This window comes from Bradyrhizobium sp. USDA 4449 (genome assembly GCF_054056275.1).
On record NZ_JBSRYD010000001.1, the window covers coordinates 2,743,105 to 2,760,094 of the forward strand.

12 protein-coding genes are annotated in these 16,990 nt (G+C 62.7%); 8 read left to right on the forward strand and 4 right to left on the reverse strand.

Annotated elements, in window-relative coordinates; all coding sequences use genetic code 11:
- Position 1 precedes the first annotated feature (1 nt).
- Complete coding sequence (locus ACVIIW_RS13070; RefSeq protein ID WP_456701121.1) at positions 2-1,171, forward strand: alanine racemase; 1,170 nt, start codon at positions 2-4, stop codon at positions 1,169-1,171.
- Between the two features lie 76 nt (positions 1,172-1,247).
- A complete protein-coding gene (locus ACVIIW_RS13075; RefSeq protein ID WP_456701122.1) occupies positions 1,248-2,708 on the forward strand; it encodes an aldehyde dehydrogenase family protein in 1,461 nt (486 codons plus the stop codon).
- Here ACVIIW_RS13075 and ACVIIW_RS13080 read toward each other — a convergent pair.
- Positions 2,702-8,587, reverse strand: coding sequence for an AAA family ATPase (locus tag ACVIIW_RS13080; RefSeq protein ID WP_456701123.1), 5,886 nt, complete (start codon positions 8,585-8,587; stop codon positions 2,702-2,704). The genes ACVIIW_RS13075 and ACVIIW_RS13080 overlap by 7 nt on opposite strands.
- A gap of 476 nt (positions 8,588-9,063) precedes the next feature.
- On the opposite strand from ACVIIW_RS13080, the gene ACVIIW_RS13085 reads away from it, so the two are divergent.
- The 6 genes from ACVIIW_RS13085 (at position 9,064) to ACVIIW_RS13110 (ending at position 14,091) form a co-directional block, all read left to right on the forward strand.
- Positions 9,064-9,615 carry a nucleotide-binding domain containing protein gene (locus ACVIIW_RS13085; protein ID WP_456701124.1) on the forward strand — a complete coding sequence of 184 codons (552 nt, stop codon included), beginning with the start codon at positions 9,064-9,066 and terminating at the stop codon, positions 9,613-9,615.
- Positions 9,612-10,616: a 4-hydroxythreonine-4-phosphate dehydrogenase PdxA gene (gene pdxA, locus ACVIIW_RS13090; RefSeq protein WP_456701125.1), complete on the forward strand. Its 1,005-nt coding sequence runs from the start codon at positions 9,612-9,614 to the stop codon at positions 10,614-10,616. Before ACVIIW_RS13085 ends, pdxA begins: the two co-directional genes overlap by 4 nt.
- On the forward strand, positions 10,616-11,671 hold the full coding sequence (locus tag ACVIIW_RS13095; protein ID WP_456701126.1) for a cupin domain-containing protein: 1,056 nt from the start codon (positions 10,616-10,618) through the stop codon (positions 11,669-11,671). The genes pdxA and ACVIIW_RS13095 overlap by 1 nt, the downstream gene beginning before the upstream one ends.
- Positions 11,619-12,101: a cupin domain-containing protein gene (locus ACVIIW_RS13100; protein WP_456701127.1), complete on the forward strand. Its 483-nt coding sequence runs from the start codon at positions 11,619-11,621 to the stop codon at positions 12,099-12,101. The genes ACVIIW_RS13095 and ACVIIW_RS13100 overlap by 53 nt, the downstream gene beginning before the upstream one ends.
- Before the next feature lie 88 nt (positions 12,102-12,189).
- Positions 12,190-13,512, forward strand: coding sequence for an NAD(P)/FAD-dependent oxidoreductase (locus ACVIIW_RS13105; protein ID WP_456701128.1), 1,323 nt, complete (start codon positions 12,190-12,192; stop codon positions 13,510-13,512).
- 438 nt (positions 13,513-13,950) lie between these two features.
- On the forward strand, positions 13,951-14,091 hold the full coding sequence (locus ACVIIW_RS13110; RefSeq protein ID WP_456701129.1) for a hypothetical protein: 141 nt from the start codon (positions 13,951-13,953) through the stop codon (positions 14,089-14,091).
- Between the two features lie 137 nt (positions 14,092-14,228).
- Here ACVIIW_RS13110 and ACVIIW_RS13115 read toward each other — a convergent pair whose 3' ends face one another.
- Genes ACVIIW_RS13115 through ACVIIW_RS13125 form a run of 3 tightly spaced genes read right to left on the reverse strand, consistent with a single transcriptional unit; the run spans position 14,229 to position 16,967 of the window.
- Entirely contained in the window at positions 14,229-15,074 is an 846-nt protein-coding gene (locus ACVIIW_RS13115) for an ABC transporter permease (RefSeq protein WP_456701130.1), read from the reverse strand.
- Between the two features lies 1 nt (position 15,075).
- Positions 15,076-15,924 (reverse strand): ABC transporter ATP-binding protein, encoded by an 849-nt coding sequence (locus tag ACVIIW_RS13120; protein ID WP_456701131.1) that lies wholly within the window; start codon positions 15,922-15,924, stop codon positions 15,076-15,078.
- The gene (locus tag ACVIIW_RS13125) at positions 15,921-16,967 is read right to left on the reverse strand and encodes an ABC transporter substrate-binding protein (RefSeq protein WP_456701132.1); all 1,047 of its coding nucleotides are present in this window, start codon (positions 16,965-16,967) and stop codon (positions 15,921-15,923) included. The genes ACVIIW_RS13120 and ACVIIW_RS13125 overlap by 4 nt, the downstream gene beginning before the upstream one ends.
- Positions 16,968-16,990 lie beyond the last annotated feature (23 nt).

Below are 16,990 nucleotides of genomic sequence, written 5' to 3' on the forward strand. Positions count from 1 at the left end.
GATGAGCGGGACGGATCACCGGGACGGCGAGGCGGCCGCAACGCTCGGCACGTTGGCCACGCCGGCTCTCCTGCTCGATGAGCATCGGCTCGATCGCAATCTCGCCCGCCTGTCCTCGCGCATGGCGGAGCGGGGCGTCGTGCTGCGTCCCCACATGAAAACCGCGAAATCCATCGATGTGGCCCGACGGGCCTGTCCGTCCGGATCGGGGCCGATCACCGTCTCCACCCTGGCGGAAGCCGAGTACTTCGCGCGGCACGGTTTTCGCGACATGACTTATGCCGTGGGTCTGGCGCCCCACACAGCTGAAAGAGCGATGCGTCTGCGGAAAGCGGGCCTCGACCTCAAGGTACTGCTCGATTCGACGGAGCAGGCGAGACTGCTTGGCGCCGCCGGGCGTGCCGCAGGCGTGACACCGTCCGCGTTCATCGAGATCGACTGCGATGGTCACCGCGGCGGGCTGACCGCCAACGATCCAAAGCTCATTGCAGTCGCGGTCGCGCTGGGCGAGGCCGGAGTCAGGCTCGCCGGGATCCTCACCCATGCCGGCGAATCCTACAGCCTCTTCACGCGCGAGGCTCTCGTCGCGGCCGCGGAGAATGAGAGGGTGGTGGCGGTTGCGGCGGCGGAGACCTTGCGGGCGGCCGGCCATGAATGTCCTGCCGTCAGCGTCGGCTCGACGCCGACCGCACATTTCGCCGATGATCTGACCGGCGTCACTGAAATGCGCGCCGGCGTCTACATGTTCTTCGATCTGGTCATGCAAGGCGTCGGTGTCTGCACGACCGACGACATCGCCATCTCGGTGCTCACCACCGTGATCGGCACGAAGCCCGAGAAGGGCTGGATTTTTGTCGATGCGGGGTGGATGGCGCTCTCGCGCGACCGCGGCACTGCGGCGCAGCGGGTTGACCAGGGATATGGTCTGGTCTCCGACGTGGCCGGCAAGCTCTATCCCGACCTGATCGTCTCGCAAGCAAACCAGGAGCACGGGATCCTCGCCATCAGGCCCGGGTCGGCGCACGCTTTGCCCAATCTTCCGATCGGCGCGAAGATCAGGATTGTCCCCAATCACGCCTGTGCGACGGCGTCGCAACACGAACTGTACAACGTCGTCTGCGCCGGCAGCGACGCGATTCACGCCCGATGGCCCCGGATGCGTGGCTGGTAGGGCTGACCGGCCATTCCCAGCCCTTCCGGTTCCTGCCGCTGATCGGCGCCTGTTACAGGATCAAGGATTGCTTCCAATGACCTCGCCCCTTCGACGCCTGACGGAAGCCGGCTTCCTCGGAAAATTCTACATCGACGGAAAATGGCGGAAGCCGATCGGATCAGTCACGGCAGCAGCAACTGTCGTCAATCCGGCGACGGAGCAGCCGGTCGCCGACGTCGCCCTCGGCGATGATGATGACGTGGATTGCGCCGTCGCGGCCGCCAGACGAGCCTTTGCCGGCTGGTCCATGACGCAGCCGGCTGTGAGAGCGGCACTGCTCGACCGGATTCACGCCTTGCTCCTTGAGCGGCTGGAGCTGTTCGCGCAGGCCCTCACGGCCGAGATGGGAGCCGCTATCACCTACGCGCGCCGCGCGCAGGTGCCGCTGGCCGCGGAACACATCCGTGTCGCCCGCGACAATCTCGCGATTTATCCGTTCATCGCCGCGCGCGGGAGCACCGCGATCATGCGCGAGGCAATTGGCGTCTGCGGCCTCATCACGCCATGGAACTGGCCGCTCTATCAGATCACCGCCAAGGTGGGTCCGGCGATCGCAGCCGGCTGCACGGTGGTGTTGAAACCGAGTGAATTGTCGCCGCTGAGCGCCTTGCTGTTCGCTGAGGTGATGAACGACGCCGGTTGTCCACCCGGCGTGTTCAATCTCATCAACGGCACTGGTCCAATCGTAGGAGCCGGTCTGGCGTCGCATCCGCAGGTGGACATGATCTCGATCACCGGCTCGACGCGCGCCGGGGTTCTCGTCGCGCAAGCGGCCGCGCCCACCGTCAAACGCGTTGCCCAGGAACTCGGCGGCAAGTCGCCGAATATCATCTTGCCGGACGCCGATCTCAGCCGGGCTGTTTCGCTCGGCGTCGGCGCCGCGTTCCGCAATCTCGGCCAATCCTGCAGCGCACCGACGCGCATGCTCGTGTCTCGCTCACACATGGAAGAGGTCGAGACCTTGGCGGCAGCGGCCGGTTCAGAACTGGTGGTCGGCCATCCCCGTGCGGAAAGCACGACCCATGGCCCGATCGCCAACCGGCCGCAGTTCGAGCGCGTGCAGACCATGATCGGCGTCGGCCTGGAGGAAGGCGCCAAGCTCGTCATCGGCGGGCCGGGGCGGCCCGGCGACCTTCAGATTGGCTTCTATGCGCGACCGACCATCTTCTCGAACGTCCGCCCCGACATGCGGATCGCGCAGGAGGAGATCTTCGGCCCGGTGCTGTCGATCATTCCTTACGACACCGTGGACGAGGCGATCGCGATCGCCAACGACACCGTCTATGGCCTCGGCGCTCACGTGCAGGGCACTGATATGGAGACAGTGCGGGCCGTCGCCCGTCAGATCCGGTCTGGTCAAGTTCATCTCAACCATCCCGACTGGGACCCCAACGCACCCTTTGGCGGATACAAGCGCTCCGGCAACGGCCGGGAATACGGCCGCGAAGGCATAGACGAATATATCGAGACGAAGGCTGTCCTTGGATTCTACTGATCAGACGCCGTCTCGTCTGCGGGACGGACCGGCACGGTGAAGTGAAAAATCGCGCCGCGGGGCAGGTTAGGGGTCACCCATAAGCGCCCGGCATGAGCTTCGATGATCGAACGGCAGATGGACAGTCCCACACCGAGTCCGCCCGCCTTCGTCGTGTAGAAGGGGGTAAAGACGTGCTCGAGATTCTCCAGCGCCAACCCCGGTCCCGAATCCTGCACCTCGACAAGAACACGATCAGGCGCGACCGAACCGGTGGTGATAAGCACCTTTCTGGCGTCGTCCGCGACCGTGCCCATTGCCTGGACAGCATTGACGATCAGATTAAGGACCACTTGCTGCAGTTGGACGCGATCGCCCTCGATACGCGGCAAGCTTTCTGCAAGTTCCGTCTGAACCGAGACGCCGTTTTTCATCGCTTCGCCGCGGGTAAGCTCAATCACATCCCGGATGGCCTCGTTGATGTCCAGATTATCCTTCCGGGGCGGTGCTTTTTTGATGTGATCACGAATTCGCTGGATGATGTTGCCGGCCAGAGCAGTATCGTTCATGACCCAATCCAGTGATTGCCTCACCCTCGCGAGATCGGGTGGATCTCTGTCAAGGAACCGGGCGGCCGCACCGGCATTCATGGATGCCGCCGCGACCGGCTGGCTTACTTCGTGGGCAATCGAGGCCGTGAGTTCGCCCATGGTGGCGAGCCGGTTGGCATGCGCCAACTCCCTCTGCATCTCGCGCAGAGCCTCCGTGGCGCGCTTCTGTTCGGTGATGTGCCGTCCCACGCCGCGGTAACCGATGAACCGACCGGACTTGTCGAAGACCGGCATCCCGGAGACGGAGACGTAGCGCTTGCGGCCGTCGCTCGTAGGGCGCGCGAGCTCGAAATCACGGAACGGCTGGTGCGCATCGAGCGTCTCCCGATGCTTGCGCCAAGCTTCCTCGTCGGGCTCCAAGTAGGGTACCTCCCAGCGCGTCTTACCAAGTTCAGAACCCGCTCCCGGAGCGTCAGCAATGGTTTCGGCGAACTCCTGGCGGATGAAGCGATGGTTCGCATCTGACTCCCAGTACACGTCGAAAGAGAACTGTACGAGAGTACGAAAACGTTCTTCGCTCTCCCGCAGAGCCTCCTCGGACCGTTTACGCTCGGTCAGGTCGACGACAAAGGAGACACCTTGGTCCCGTTGCTCGTCGAACGCAGCCATTCCGATCAGGACCGGCACGCGGCTTCCGTCCTTACGGAAATACTCTTTCTCGAACGGTTGTACGCTCCCCATCTTCTTGAGTTCCGGGATCCACCATCGTTCGTGGCGGTCGAGCCATTCCGGCGGCGTCAGGGCGGTCCAGAGCAGGCGGCCAGAGGCGAGATCCTCACGGTTGTACCCCACGATGCGCAGAAACGCGTCATTGGCCTCCAGAATGGGACCTTCAAGCTCCCAGATGACGATTCCGACGATGTTGGCGTCGACAAGTCGTCGGATTTTCGCTTCGCGCTCCCTCACATCGCGGTACAGCGTGGCATTTTCCAGCGCGATTGCAGCCTGGGAGGCGAGCAGCTTCAGCACCGCAATTCGCGCCGGTGCAAAAACGTGGGGCGTCAACGTATTCTCAAGGTAGAGTACGCCAATGAGCTTGCCATGGTTGATCAAGGGCAGGCCGAGAATGGAACGGGCCTTGAGCTGATTGACGTAGGGGTCCGTGGCAAACGGAGGCTCGACGGCGGCATCGTCGAGAACGGCACATTCTCTGGCTCGCAGGACGTAGTGAAGAACGGATTCCGGAAGCAGGTCCGCGGTCACGCGTGTTTCTCGCAGTTCGACGATGACTCTGTCGCCGTGGGTCGTAGCTTCCGCCTCGATGCGCGGCTCGGTGTCGTGCGACAGAATCAACAGACCTCGGTCAGCACCAGCTTGTTCAATGGCCGTGCGCATGAGAGTGTCGACGAGCTTCTCCAGCACCATCTCGCCCGACACCGCTTCCGACACCTTGATGACGGTGGCTAGGTCGAGGTGCTCGACCGGTCCCCCGATTGTGCTCATCGGGCCGTTCTCCGATCTCTCCTCCCTCAGGTACGGGTACATACGCTCGAGCTGCCTCACCTTGCCGTCGGCTCCCCAGCGCTGATAGCCGTATCGGGCATCCCGCAAATAGGCATGCGCGATGGTTTCGAATCCTCGCGCCGCGTAGAAGCGCGCAGCAAGTTCGCTGGCCAGCGCTTCATCCTGCACGAAACCGTTCTCGCGGGCAGAACGGATGGCGCGGTCGTAAAGACGCATGGCGTCAAGATCGCGGCATTCGATGCGTACTATTTCGGCTTGCACGAGCAGCGCTCGGCTTTCGAAGTTCTGTGGACAACCATGCGCCCAGCTATCGAGTTGTTGTTTGTGCTCGGACAGCAGCTGGAGATAATGCGAGCGCTCGTCGGCTGGAACCGTGTCCAAGAAAGCCGCAAGCGTCAGCGCGCGATAGAAATTGTACTCCGCAATCTCGAAATACGCGAGAAAAGACGGAGATACAAGCCGCTCCGCCTGAGCTGCTGCCTCGATGGCGGATGCATAGTCGGCGGCGTAGTAACGCGCTTGCAGCTTGCGGATCCAATAGCGCCAAGCCGCATATGCCAGCCGCCGGTCGCCCGTGAGATGCTCTTCAAATCGACGCTCGTCGAATTCGGCGTCGCTGAAGCAGCCAAATTCCGGTGTCAGTCCGCGCAGCGTGCGGATCAGCCCGAGCTGCGCCCTGATCACATCGGCGACGAGCCAGAACTGCGCTTTTTGCGCAAATTCGAGCGCGGCTTCCGCTTCATTCTGGATCTCCACCAGCGGTTCACCGCTTGCGATAAGGTGTGTGATCAAAGCGCCGCGCGCGATGTTCGCAAAGCTCACATCGCCTGTCTCCTGCGCGGCCTCGAGCGCGGTCCGCACCAGGGGAATGGCCGTGCGGACGTGCCGCGTCCAGGCAACAACGTGCCCGAACCCCAGGTAGACACGCGCTTTGAAGCCAAGGAGCCCGCCGTTCTCCACCAAATCCACGCCGAGTTGGCCGAAGCGAAATCCCGATTGGTAATCACCGAACCGGGGCCCGAGCAGCATTCCGAGCCAGACATAGGCGAAACATGATGCACCGCGATTGCCATGTTCGAGACTCACGTTGGCCATGCGAGCAATGACAAGGCAGTGCAGATTGGTATCGGTGAACAGGGCCGGTGGCAGCAGCTCCGCGAGCACGTCCATGGTCGCACACCATATCCCGTCACTCATCGCCGGCAAAGCGATGAGCGCCTCGATCGGCCGGCTTCCGAGCCGCCGCCACATCTCTTCGAATTCGCCCCGGACCTCCTCGTCCGTCGGATGCGGCGACCACGAGATGCCAACGTGCTTCAGATATTCGAGGCCCACATCGACGGCACGGTCGCTCTGAGCCAAGGTCATGTAGAGCGGCACGCGCACACAGGTGATCGCTGCGAGATCGACCAGGTTTGCGGCGCGATGCGCTAGCATCGCAAGCCGCTGCTCCGCTGCCGCCAACGCGCCAGTGAGGAATTCGCATTCCGCGCGAAGCAGGTTGAGCGCAAAGGCGAGTTCGTGTTGTTGCTTCCAGCAGTCTTCCGGCAGCAGGCGTGCTCCATCGACCAGATATTTCAGCGCCGGCGCGTAAGCGGTCGAGCGTTTGGCGCGTTTGCCTGCGAGCAGATTGAGCTCGGCCAGCTGCTCGCGTTCATCTCGCGAGGTCATCAAGGTCTCGCCACGGTTTAGTTGGTTGACGATCTCGAAGATGGCCTTCTCACGCTCCTCCTGCAGAGTCTGCGCCAGAAGTCGGCGGCCAATTCGCAGATGCACCGCCGCGCGTAGATCATCCGCGATCAGCGAATAGGCGGCTTCCTGCACGCGGTCGTGCACAAACCTGTAGGCTCCCGTCTGGTGCTCGACCAATTCCTGGCGAACGGCCTCCCATAGATCGGAATGAACCTGCGGATCGGAGCGCTCGAGCACGATCGAGAGTGTCGTACTTTCGGCGATGTTGCCGAGACAGGCCAGCTGCTGCAGCGTATTCAGTGTGCCAGCCGGCAGGCGGCTCAGCTTCTCGATCATCAGGTCCACGACATTGTCGGTATGACCCTTGAGGTGAATGCGATCCAGATCCCAGCACCAGCACCCTGCGTCATGATCGAATCGGACTAGTCCCTCTTCGGCAAGTGCGCGGAGGAACTGAATGACGAAGAATGGGTTGCCGGCCGTTTTCTCGTGGATCAGCTGGGCGAGCGGCGCGGCACGCTTCAAATCGCAGTGAAGCGCATCTGAAATCAATTGCGAAATGTGTTCGCCGGCGAGCGGCGCAAGGATGATCTGCTGCACGTTTGCGCCAGCGTTCCTTATGGCTTCAAGCCTCCGCCGCAATGGATGAGCGGCGGTGACTTCGTTGTCGCGATAGGCGCCGATCAGCATCAGGTATTGCAGATCGGACCGGGTCAACAGATCCTCAAGCAGGTCCAACGTAGCAGCATCGAGCCACTGCAGATCGTCGAGGAACAGCGCCAATGGATGCTCGGATCGTGCGAACACCCCTATGAAACGCCGGAGCACGAGATGGAAGCGGTTTTGTGCCTGCCGCGGGGGCAACTCGGCAACGGGCGGCTGCTCTCCCATGATCAGCCGCAATTCAGGGATCAGGTCGGCAACGAGCCGTCCATTTGCGCCCAGCGCATCTTGAAGGGCTTGGCGCCACCTCGTGAGTTCGGCGTCATTCTTGCTCAGAAGAGACCGCACGAGACTCTGAAAAGCCTCGACCAGCGTGGAATACGGAATATCGCGTTTGTACTGATCGAACTTGCCTGAAGCGAACAGTCCCTGCGACGGAATTAGCCGATGATGGAGCTCATTGACCACCGAGGACTTGCCGACGCCGGCATAGCCGGAAACCAGCACCAATTCCGGCGCGCCGCTCTTAATCATGCGCTCAAAGGCAGCCAGCAAGGTTTCAATCTCGCAGCCTCTTCCGTACAGCTTTTCGGGGATCAGCAACCGGTCGGGCGTGTCGTACTGCCCGAGTGCAAACTCTTCTACGCGGCGTCCGGTTTCCCATTCACTCAGGCAGCGGCTTAGATCATGCTCGAGGCCTGACGCGCTCTGATAGCGTTGCTCGGCGGACTTGGCGAGCAGCTTGAGGACTATGGCCGAGATTGGGGCCGGTACAGTGCTCACCCGCTCGCTGGGCGGCACCGGCTTTCTCGCGATATGGCAATGCACCCACTCCATCGAATGTGCCGCAGTGAACGGCAACGAGCCGGTCAGCATTTGATAGAGCGTCACACCAAGCGAGTAGAGATCGCTGCGGAAATCGATCGAGCGGTTCATCCACCCGGTCTGTTCGGGCGCCATGTAGGGGAGCGTGCCCACGATAAACTCGGGCGGTCCTGGCGTGCGTCGTTCCCGGACCAGGCGTGAGGCTGTACCGAAGCCGGTGAACCGGATCCGTCCATCCTCGCAATTCACCAGAATATGCGCGGGTTTGATGTCCTTGTGAATAAGGCCGCACCGATGCACCTTGTTCATGGCTCTCGCGATGCCGATCGCCAGTCGCAAGAAGCGTCCGATGTCCATGGGAGCGCCAAGCAACCGGTCGAGCGGCTGGCCGCCAGGATACTCGAGCAGCAGAACTGGATGACCGCCGGAGTACTCCAGCCCAAGCGGCCGCAGGGCCCATCCGCCGTCCAGCTGGTCCTTCAGTGCAAACTCGTGAGCGAGACGATCAAGGATGCCGGACGAAGCGTGCTTCACCTTGGGAAGTACCGCCAACACAGCTCTGCAGCCGCTATTCGAATCCGGGCGCAATGCCCGGCAAAAGATGCGGGCATCGTCCTCCCATAGCACTTGGAACCTGTTGTCCATACGCGTCGAACCGAAAACGATGGGTTCAACCGGAAGCCTCCAAGTGGCCCAACGCCCGGGTGAGGAGGTACTGTCCTAAGCGTGGAGTCTGCCACAAACGCGGGCATGTGCCCAGTGTAAGCTGCCGCGTCGGCCAACGCAGCTCGAAGAAGCGTCGCGGATCGTCTGCAGAGGTTTTCTCACAATCCTTGGTTTATCCCGGTTCGGCGCTATCGGAATAGGCTCGTTCGCGCCGTGCGCGTCAGGCGCTGACAGCACATCGCCTGGTCCTGCGCGTCTTCAAGCAACTTCGTGCCGAATTTCGCTTCGTTTGACCGCGCGTGCTTCATCTACGCTGGAGCCAATTGGCAACGGGATGCGTAGCTGGAGGGTGACCAAATTCCGCAAAAGGCGCTTGCGATGAGCCAGCGCCTTCGCGCCGGTGCGAGCTGAAAACTATCGCTTTTCATGCTACGTTGATTTGGCATGATTGATCCATGCGAACCGATCGTCCATGTACAATTGCCATTCTCGCCGATGACCTCGGCTCTCCGGGCCTGGCTCTGGCCTTGGCCAAGCGGCTTGCGCCGGTACAGGTTGCGTCTGACGTGACGCTGGCCGGTGGCAGCGAGATTCTTGTTGTTGTCGGCAGTTCCAACCCGCGCCGCCATCGTCAGGCCGATCGGATCGGGGTCGAGCGCGGTGTTGCCCTGTTACGAGCTCCGGTGGAACGTATCGACGACCCCGGCTCCATCCTGCGCGACATTGCGCAGGCTGCAGCTGGAAGTGTGGTCGACGAGCGTTTCGACGTGGTGATGGCCACTGGCGGGGATACAATGGAGGCGATCCTCGATGGCCTGGACATCTCTGCGTTCGAGATTCTGCAGGAGCTCGAGGCAGGGTTTCCGCTCGGCCGCGCGTCGCTCGGGAATGGGCGAGAGCTGCTCATCGCCATGAAGGCGGGCGGCTTTGGCGACGACGACACGCTGCGCCGTGCGATCGCGCGGCTCCGCGCCTGCGCCTCGCTGTCAGAAAAGGTTCTGCGATGACCCAAATAGCTCCCCTTGCCATCACCATGGGCGATGCCTCCGGCATCGGCCCGGAGATCGTGGCCAAGACATTGGCGAAAAGCGCCGAAAACCTGGTCGTCTTCGGCAGCTCGGTCGTGATGGAGAACATCGTCGATCGTCTGGGTCTCGGCCTCAAGGTCAAGCGAATCGCCGGACCTCACGAGGCGCGGTCTGAGCCGCGGTCCGTCGAGGTCGTGGAGGCGACGCAAATCATCGCGCCGCCTCCGCTCGGGAGAGTCAGCGCCATGTCCGGCCAAGCTTCCTTCGACGCCGTCGTCGCCGCCATCGCGGCAGCCAAAACCGGCAAGGTCAGCGGCATCGTCGCCGCGCCAATCAACAAGGAGGCAATGGCAAGCGCGGGCATTCGGTATCCCGGGCACACTGAGATTCTCGCGGAGTATGGTGGCGCGAAGCGCGTCGCGATGATGCTGGCCAACGACGAAATCCGCACGGTACTCGTCACGATCCATACGTCTCTGCGCAAGGCCATCGACGAGGCGGATTTTGATGCGCAGATGTCGGCCATTCGGCTCGCAAATGAGGGTGGGAAGGCTCTCGGAATCGCGGCACCGCGCGTTGCGGTGGCAGGGCTCAACCCCCATGCCGGTGAAGGCGGTCTCTTCGGCGACGAGGAAATCCGGATCATTGGTCCCGCGATCGAGGCGGCACGCGCAGAGGGCATCGACGTCAGCGGCCCTTGGCCCGGCGACACCGTCTACATGCAGGCCCGCAAGGGCCGCTTCGATGTGGTTGTGGCCCAATATCACGACCAGGGCCTGATTCCTGTGAAATATCTCGGCCTCGAAAAGGGTGTGAACATCACGCTGGGCCTGCCGTTCGTCCGCACAAGCCCTGACCACGGCACTGCGTTCGACATTGCAGGCCGAGGCATCGCCGATCCCGCCAGTCTCGAGACCGCGCTGGCTTACGCGCGAAGGCTCGTCGCCGCGCAGATTAAAGCCAAAGAAGGGGTAGTCTAATGGGCCTTCGCTTCATCTTCATGCTCACGCGCAACGATCGCACCGTCGAGGACGCATCTGAACAACTCAAGACCGCTCTGGGCCTCGGTGTTCGCCACATTGGCTTCAAGGACATCGGCCTGCCGATCGACAGACTCAAAGTGCTCAATCAGGCCATCAAGGCAGATGGCGCGACCTCCTATCTCGAAGTCGTTTCACTCGACCGGCAAAGTGAGATCGTTTCGGCGAAGGCGGCGGTCGAAATCGGCGTCGACGTCTTGCTCGGCGGCACAAATGTTGACGACGTGCTACCGATCCTTGCCGGCACCGGGATTCAATACTGCCCCTTCCCGGGTCGCATCTCCGGTCACCCGAGTGTGCTCGAAGGGACGATCGATGAGATCGTTGGGAGTGCCAAGGCGCTCGCCTCGCGGGAAGGCGTTTATGGCCTCGACCTGCTCGCCTATCGCTCCAAGGAAGACGTCCCGGCCCTCATCAAAGCGGTTTGCGCGGCGGTGCCCAAGCCCGTCTACGTGGCCGGCTCGATTGATACGCCTGAGCGGATCGCCGCGCTGAAGGACGCAGGAGCCGCCGGCTTCACCATCGGCACGGCCGCATTGGATGGCAAGTATCCGGCCGTCGACAAGGACGTCGCTCGCCAGCTCGGGGCCATCATTCGTGACGTGGCCGCTCTGAACCGGCATCTCTCGCCGCTCCACAAGAAGAACCTCGCCAACTCGTTCGGGCAGCTCGAGGAGACCTGGTCTCCGAAGATCGCCGGCCAGATCAACGACATGCAGATCAAGCTCGCCAAGTTCGCGGGCGAGTTCGCCTGGCGCTTTCACAGGAGCAGCGACGAGCTCTTCCTGGTGCACAAGGGCCGCCTGCTGATGAAGTTCCGTGATCGGGACGAGATCATCGAGCAAGGCGAGTTCATCGTGGTCCCCCATGGGGTCGAGCATTGTCCCGTCGCGCTGGACGACATCTGCGAGGTCTTGCTGCTCGAACCCGGCACAGCCTTGGATGCCGGCACCGCTCACGCCGGGCCGCCTGGTTTCCGGCGATCCGTCCTATAAGACCTGGGAGCAGGATTCCTGCCGCGGCGACTCGGTGAAGGCAGGAGTCTGGGAGGCCTCGCCTGGCGAGAACCGCTCGATCGAGGGCGAGACCTTCGAGTCCTGCCACATCGTTTCCGGCGTGGTGGAGCTGACCGAGGAAGGCAAGAAGCCTCGCATTTTTCCGAGCTCACGCAGCCTCTCGGACAGACGGGTCGCCAGCTCGGGCGCGAGCTCAACAAAGACCATGTTGGACTGCGACGGTGTGACCGTCAGGCCCTCGATCCCCATAATGATCCAAGCGGCGCACGAAGGCTTCGCCACGAGCGCGGTTCAACGGGTCTGCAGGCAGGCTGCGTCACCCTCAACCGAACCGGGACTCGATCGGGCTCGAGCAGCTTGTATCACTCAAGCGGTCAAAAACCCGAACATCTTGCGAAGTCCCGGATGATTTCAGCACATTCTATCGCGCGCACGATGCGATGAACGGCTGATCGGAAGCTTTGCTTCCGCATTTGGCAGCCGAGGTTTGTTGGAATATGTCGCCCCGCGTCGAGCGCATTCACAGCGACGAGCGTGTTCCGGCCGAGGCCGACGTCGTCATCGTCGGCGGCGGCATCCTCGGCGCTACGGCCGCCTATTACCTGGCGAAGCGCGGTGTCTCCGTGGCGCTCCTGGAGAAGGGCCACGTCGCCTGTGAGCAATCGAGCCGAAACTGGGGTTGGTGCCGCCAGCAGAACCGCGACCGGCGCGAACTGCCGCTCTCGGTGCTCTCGATGCGGCTGTGGGACGAACTCACGCGCGATATCAATCGGGATCTCGGATTTCGACGCTGCGGTCTGGTTTATGCGACCCATGACGAGGCTGTGCTCGCGGGCTGGGAAAAATGGCGCGAGGTCGCCAGGGAATACGACGTCGACACACGCGTGCTGAGCCGGTCCGAGGTCGCCGAGCGCGTCCCCGAAGCGCGGGACAAATGGGTCGGCGGCACCTATTCGGAGCGGGACGGCAAGGCTGAACCTGCGCTCGCCGCGCCTGGTATCGCCGATGGGGCCAGAGTGCTGGGCGCCACGATCCACCAGGGATGCGCCGCGCGGGCGCTCGACTTGGCCAATGGCAACATTGCGGGCGTGCACACGGAGAAGGGCTATATCAGAACCAGCGCGGTGCTGTGCGCCGCCGGTGCCTGGTCCTCGCGCTTCCTTCGCCCGCTCGGGATCCGTTTCCCCCAGGCGAGCATCCGGCAGACGGCGCTGCGTTCCACCCCCACGATCAACATCGGCGAGGCGGTCTCGACACCCTACTGCACGATCACGCGCCGACTGGACGGCAGCTACACGCTTGCGATCAGCGGCAAGGCGAATCTCGAAATCACGCCCCAGGCGCTCCGGTACAGCCGGGAGTTCATGCCGCAGTTCTTGCGTCGCCTGAAGAACGTCAGGCTCGGCGTCGGGCGATCATTCGTTTCGGGGCCGGATTCATTGCCCGCGCTGCTGACCAACGACGATCGCATCTTCGAACAGAATCGCGTGCTGGATCCTCCGCCTTTGAAATGGCTGATGAGCCAAGTGGTGGAGAGCGTCCGGAAGACCTTCCCCCAACTCGGCGAAATAAAAATCGACAGCGCCTGGGGCGGCTTCGTCGATTGCACGCCGGATGCAGTGCCTGTGGTATCGCAGGTGGACGGGGTGAAGGGCCTCGTCCTCGCGGCGGGCTGCTCGGGTCACGGCTTCGGCCTGGGCCCGGGACTCGGCTATCTTGCCGCACAGCTTGTCGTCAACGACACGCCGTGCGTCGATCACACACCGTTCCGGCTGTCGCGTCTGGTCGATGGTTCCAAGCTGGACATCTCCGCCATCTGAAGATCGAGCCGGAGGTCAGGCCTGACGCGCGACAAGCGGCGCGCGATCGATCGCGCCGTCTCGGAGCAAAATTGGACGGAAAATTCGGGCCGTCGGACCGGGGCGGCCACTATGGCGACGCAACCCCTGTAACCTCTCCAGGAATTAACTGGCGCGCTGTAGGCCCCGGATCTCAGGCTTGACGTCGTTCAGGGACGGTTTCGGAAGGCTTCTCGCAGCTAGTTCCTGACCAGCGCGGATCAAATTCTCCATCGCCCGTGCGAATAGGGCGTCCTGTACCGCCAGCCCCTGGTTGAGCATGCCAACGAAGCTCGCGTAGATGAAGTTGGCGAGCTCCATGATCTCCGGGATTCGTCCTCGGGGCGTACATGGCCGCACGCAACCAATCTGCGTAGAGCAACAGGAATTCATGGTCCTTCTCTGTGCCATGTGCTCCGCATGCGGACGGCGAAGCACATAGAGCGTCATTTCCTGCAGCGCGAGTTGCTCGCCTGGAGCTTTCTTGATTTCGCTCCAGATGAACTGCAGAAGATCCGCGAAGTCCTGAACAAGCGGCTCCAGCGCGGGTCCCCGGAATAGGTTCGGTGTTTGTCTTGATCAGTGCGACTTCGGCAATTCTTTCCAGGGTAACTTGCCCGGTGCTGGCGATGCACTCCCGCGAGGACCATGTGGTGCCGCCTTGCTTAAGTTGATCTTTCGGCGGTGGTGCCTGGCCCTTAATGCTCGAACTGCGGCTGCCAGCGCAGCAGATAAGACTGCAGTGCGCGGACGGCGACCGCCAGCAGGATTCCTACGAACATCATGACGAAGATGGCGACCATCATCTCGCTGGCGTTGGCGCGTGCCTCCGCCTCGATGATGAGCTTGCCGAGCCCGCGCTCGGCACCGATGAACTCGCCGACGATGACGCCGATCAGCGCGAATGAAACCGCCGGCAGCAACGAAGCGAACACCCAGGCGAGCGCGGAGGGAATCACGACCGTGCGCAGCACGGTGAATTCGCTGGCGCCGAGCAGGCGAGCAGCCGCGATCTGGTCGCGGTCGACCGCGCGCGTGCCCTCGAAGGTGTTGAAGAACACCACGAAGAACACGACGAGCCACGCGGTCGCGATCTTGGAGAGATCGCCGAGGCCGAAGATCAGGATGACGAGCGGCACCAGCGCAATGCGCGGGATCGAGTTTAGCGCCACGATGTAGGGCCCGAACACGCGCGCCAGAAAATCGGAGCGGCCGAGGATCAGACCGGCCGCAATTCCGCTCGCCGAGCCGAACAGAAATCCCCACCAGGTGTTCTTCAGGGTCACCAGGGTGGCGAGCCAGAGATTGTTGTCGTTGCCTTTGAAGCAAGCCGCAAAGCCGCTTGCATCGGATAAGCAGCCAAGACGGAGGAAGCTCTGCCAGATCAGCGACGGCTTTGCGACGAAGTAAGGATCGAGGATTTTCGGCACATAGGCCTTCGGCAGCAGCGCCTTGCTCCAGTCGAAGCCCCATTGCCAGATGATGAGCACGGCTGCGAGGATCGCGATCTGCCAGAACAGGATGACGGCGCGGCTTCTGCTCATATCAGTCGGCCCTGGTGCGGCGGAATTCTTCGCCGAGCGAATGCCAGATGTGGGAGTAGAGGCGGCCGAATTCGGCGGTCTCGCGCAAGGCGACAGGATCGCGCGGCCGCGGCAGCGCGATCTCGAAATCCTCCTTCAACCGCCCGGGCCGCGCCGAGAGCAGGATGATGCGGCTCGCCAGGGTAATGGCTTCGCCGAGATCGTGCGTCACGAACAGCACAGTCTGCCGTTCACGCTCCCAGATCTCCAGCAGCGTCTTGTGCATCTCGAGCTTGGTGTGGGTGTCGAGCGCGCCGAACGGCTCGTCCATGAGCAGGATCTCCGGCTCCAGGATCAGCGTGCGCATCAGGGCGGCGCGCTGGCGCATGCCGCCCGACAGCATGCGCGGGAAGCTTTGCGCAAAACCTGAGAGGCCGGCCTTGTCGATCGCCGATGCAACGCGCCGCCCACGTTCCGGCTTGGGCAGCCCGGCGATCTCCAGACCATAGCCGATATTCTGCTCCACGGTGCGCCAGGGAAACAGCGTGTCACGCTGGAAGACGTAACCGACCTTGCGGTTGACCTTGCCGGTGTCAACTGCGTCCTCGTCGATCAGGATGCGTCCGCCCGAGCGCGGCAACAGGCCTGCGACCATGTTCAGGATGGTGCTTTTGCCGCAGCCGGAGGGGCCGAGCAGCGCGACGAACTCGCCCTGCTTGACCTCGAAGGAAACGTCATCGACCGCGACGAACTCGCGGCCGGCCGAGATGAAGCGCTTGGCGAGACCTTGCACGGCAACGCGCGAGCGGGCCGCGGTCGCATCCTTGTCCTCTCGCGCGAGGGCGAGGCTCGGGCCCGGCGTGGCCATCATTTGGATTTCGCCCCCGCTGCTGCGAGGAAGCTCATGTCGACGACGTCCTCATATTTGGTTTCGGGAATATCGGTGCCCTTGCGATACCAGGGCTTTGCGCCGCGCTCGAACGCGGCCTTGTCGATCTGCCCGTCATAGGCCCAGGTGGATGTGTCGAAGCCGAGTTCGGCGCTGACCGCATCCGGATCGATGCCGGAGAAATATTTCGGCGTGACCAGCGCCTGCACCTCGGCGAGCGGAGCTGCCTTGACGTAGGCCATGGCACGCGAGATCGCGTTGACATAGGCCTGCACCATCGCCTTGTCCTGCTCGACCGTATCCTGCAACGTGTAGATCACGAGGACGGGCAGCGTGCCGCCAAAGTCCTTTTCGAACACGCCGGGCTTGGAGGTGTCGTAAATCGTCTTGCCGAATCCCTTCTTCTCGACTTCGACGATCCAGCTCGGCGGCGCCATGATGGCGTCGAATTGCTTGGTCTGCAGGGAAGGGAACATCGTGTTGGGGCCGCCGCCGGCAACCCAGTTCACCTTGTCGCCTAGCCCGCGCGCCTCGAACACATAGGTACCGAACACCCAGGTGCCCGAACCGATGGCGGTCGCGGCGACGATCGGCTTGGCGCCATCGGCGCGCTTGTAGGAGGCAAGCTTCTCGACCGAATTGATGCCGCTGTCGTAGAGGTCCTGCCGAACCATGATGTTGGCATAGGAGCATACCATCTCGGTCGCGAGCAGGATCTTGCAGGGCTTGCCACGTGCGCTGAGCTGGAGCGGATGGCTGGCATCGCCATGGGCGAACAGGGCTTGCCCCGCAGCGAGCGTCTGCCGGCCGAACGTGCCGGCGTTACCTGTGACGAGCTTGGAATCGAGCCCTTCGTCCTTGAAGTAGCCCTTCAGCTCCGCGATCATGCCGATGGCATAGACCGGCGACACCGGTCCGAATGCGAGCGAGACCTGCTTCGTTTCGGCGTGCAACCGTCCCGGCAGCAGCGACGCGCCCGCCCATGCGGAGCCCGCGATCAGCGCCTGGCGCCTGTTTATGCTCATGTGCTGCTCCTCCCTTGGTTCTT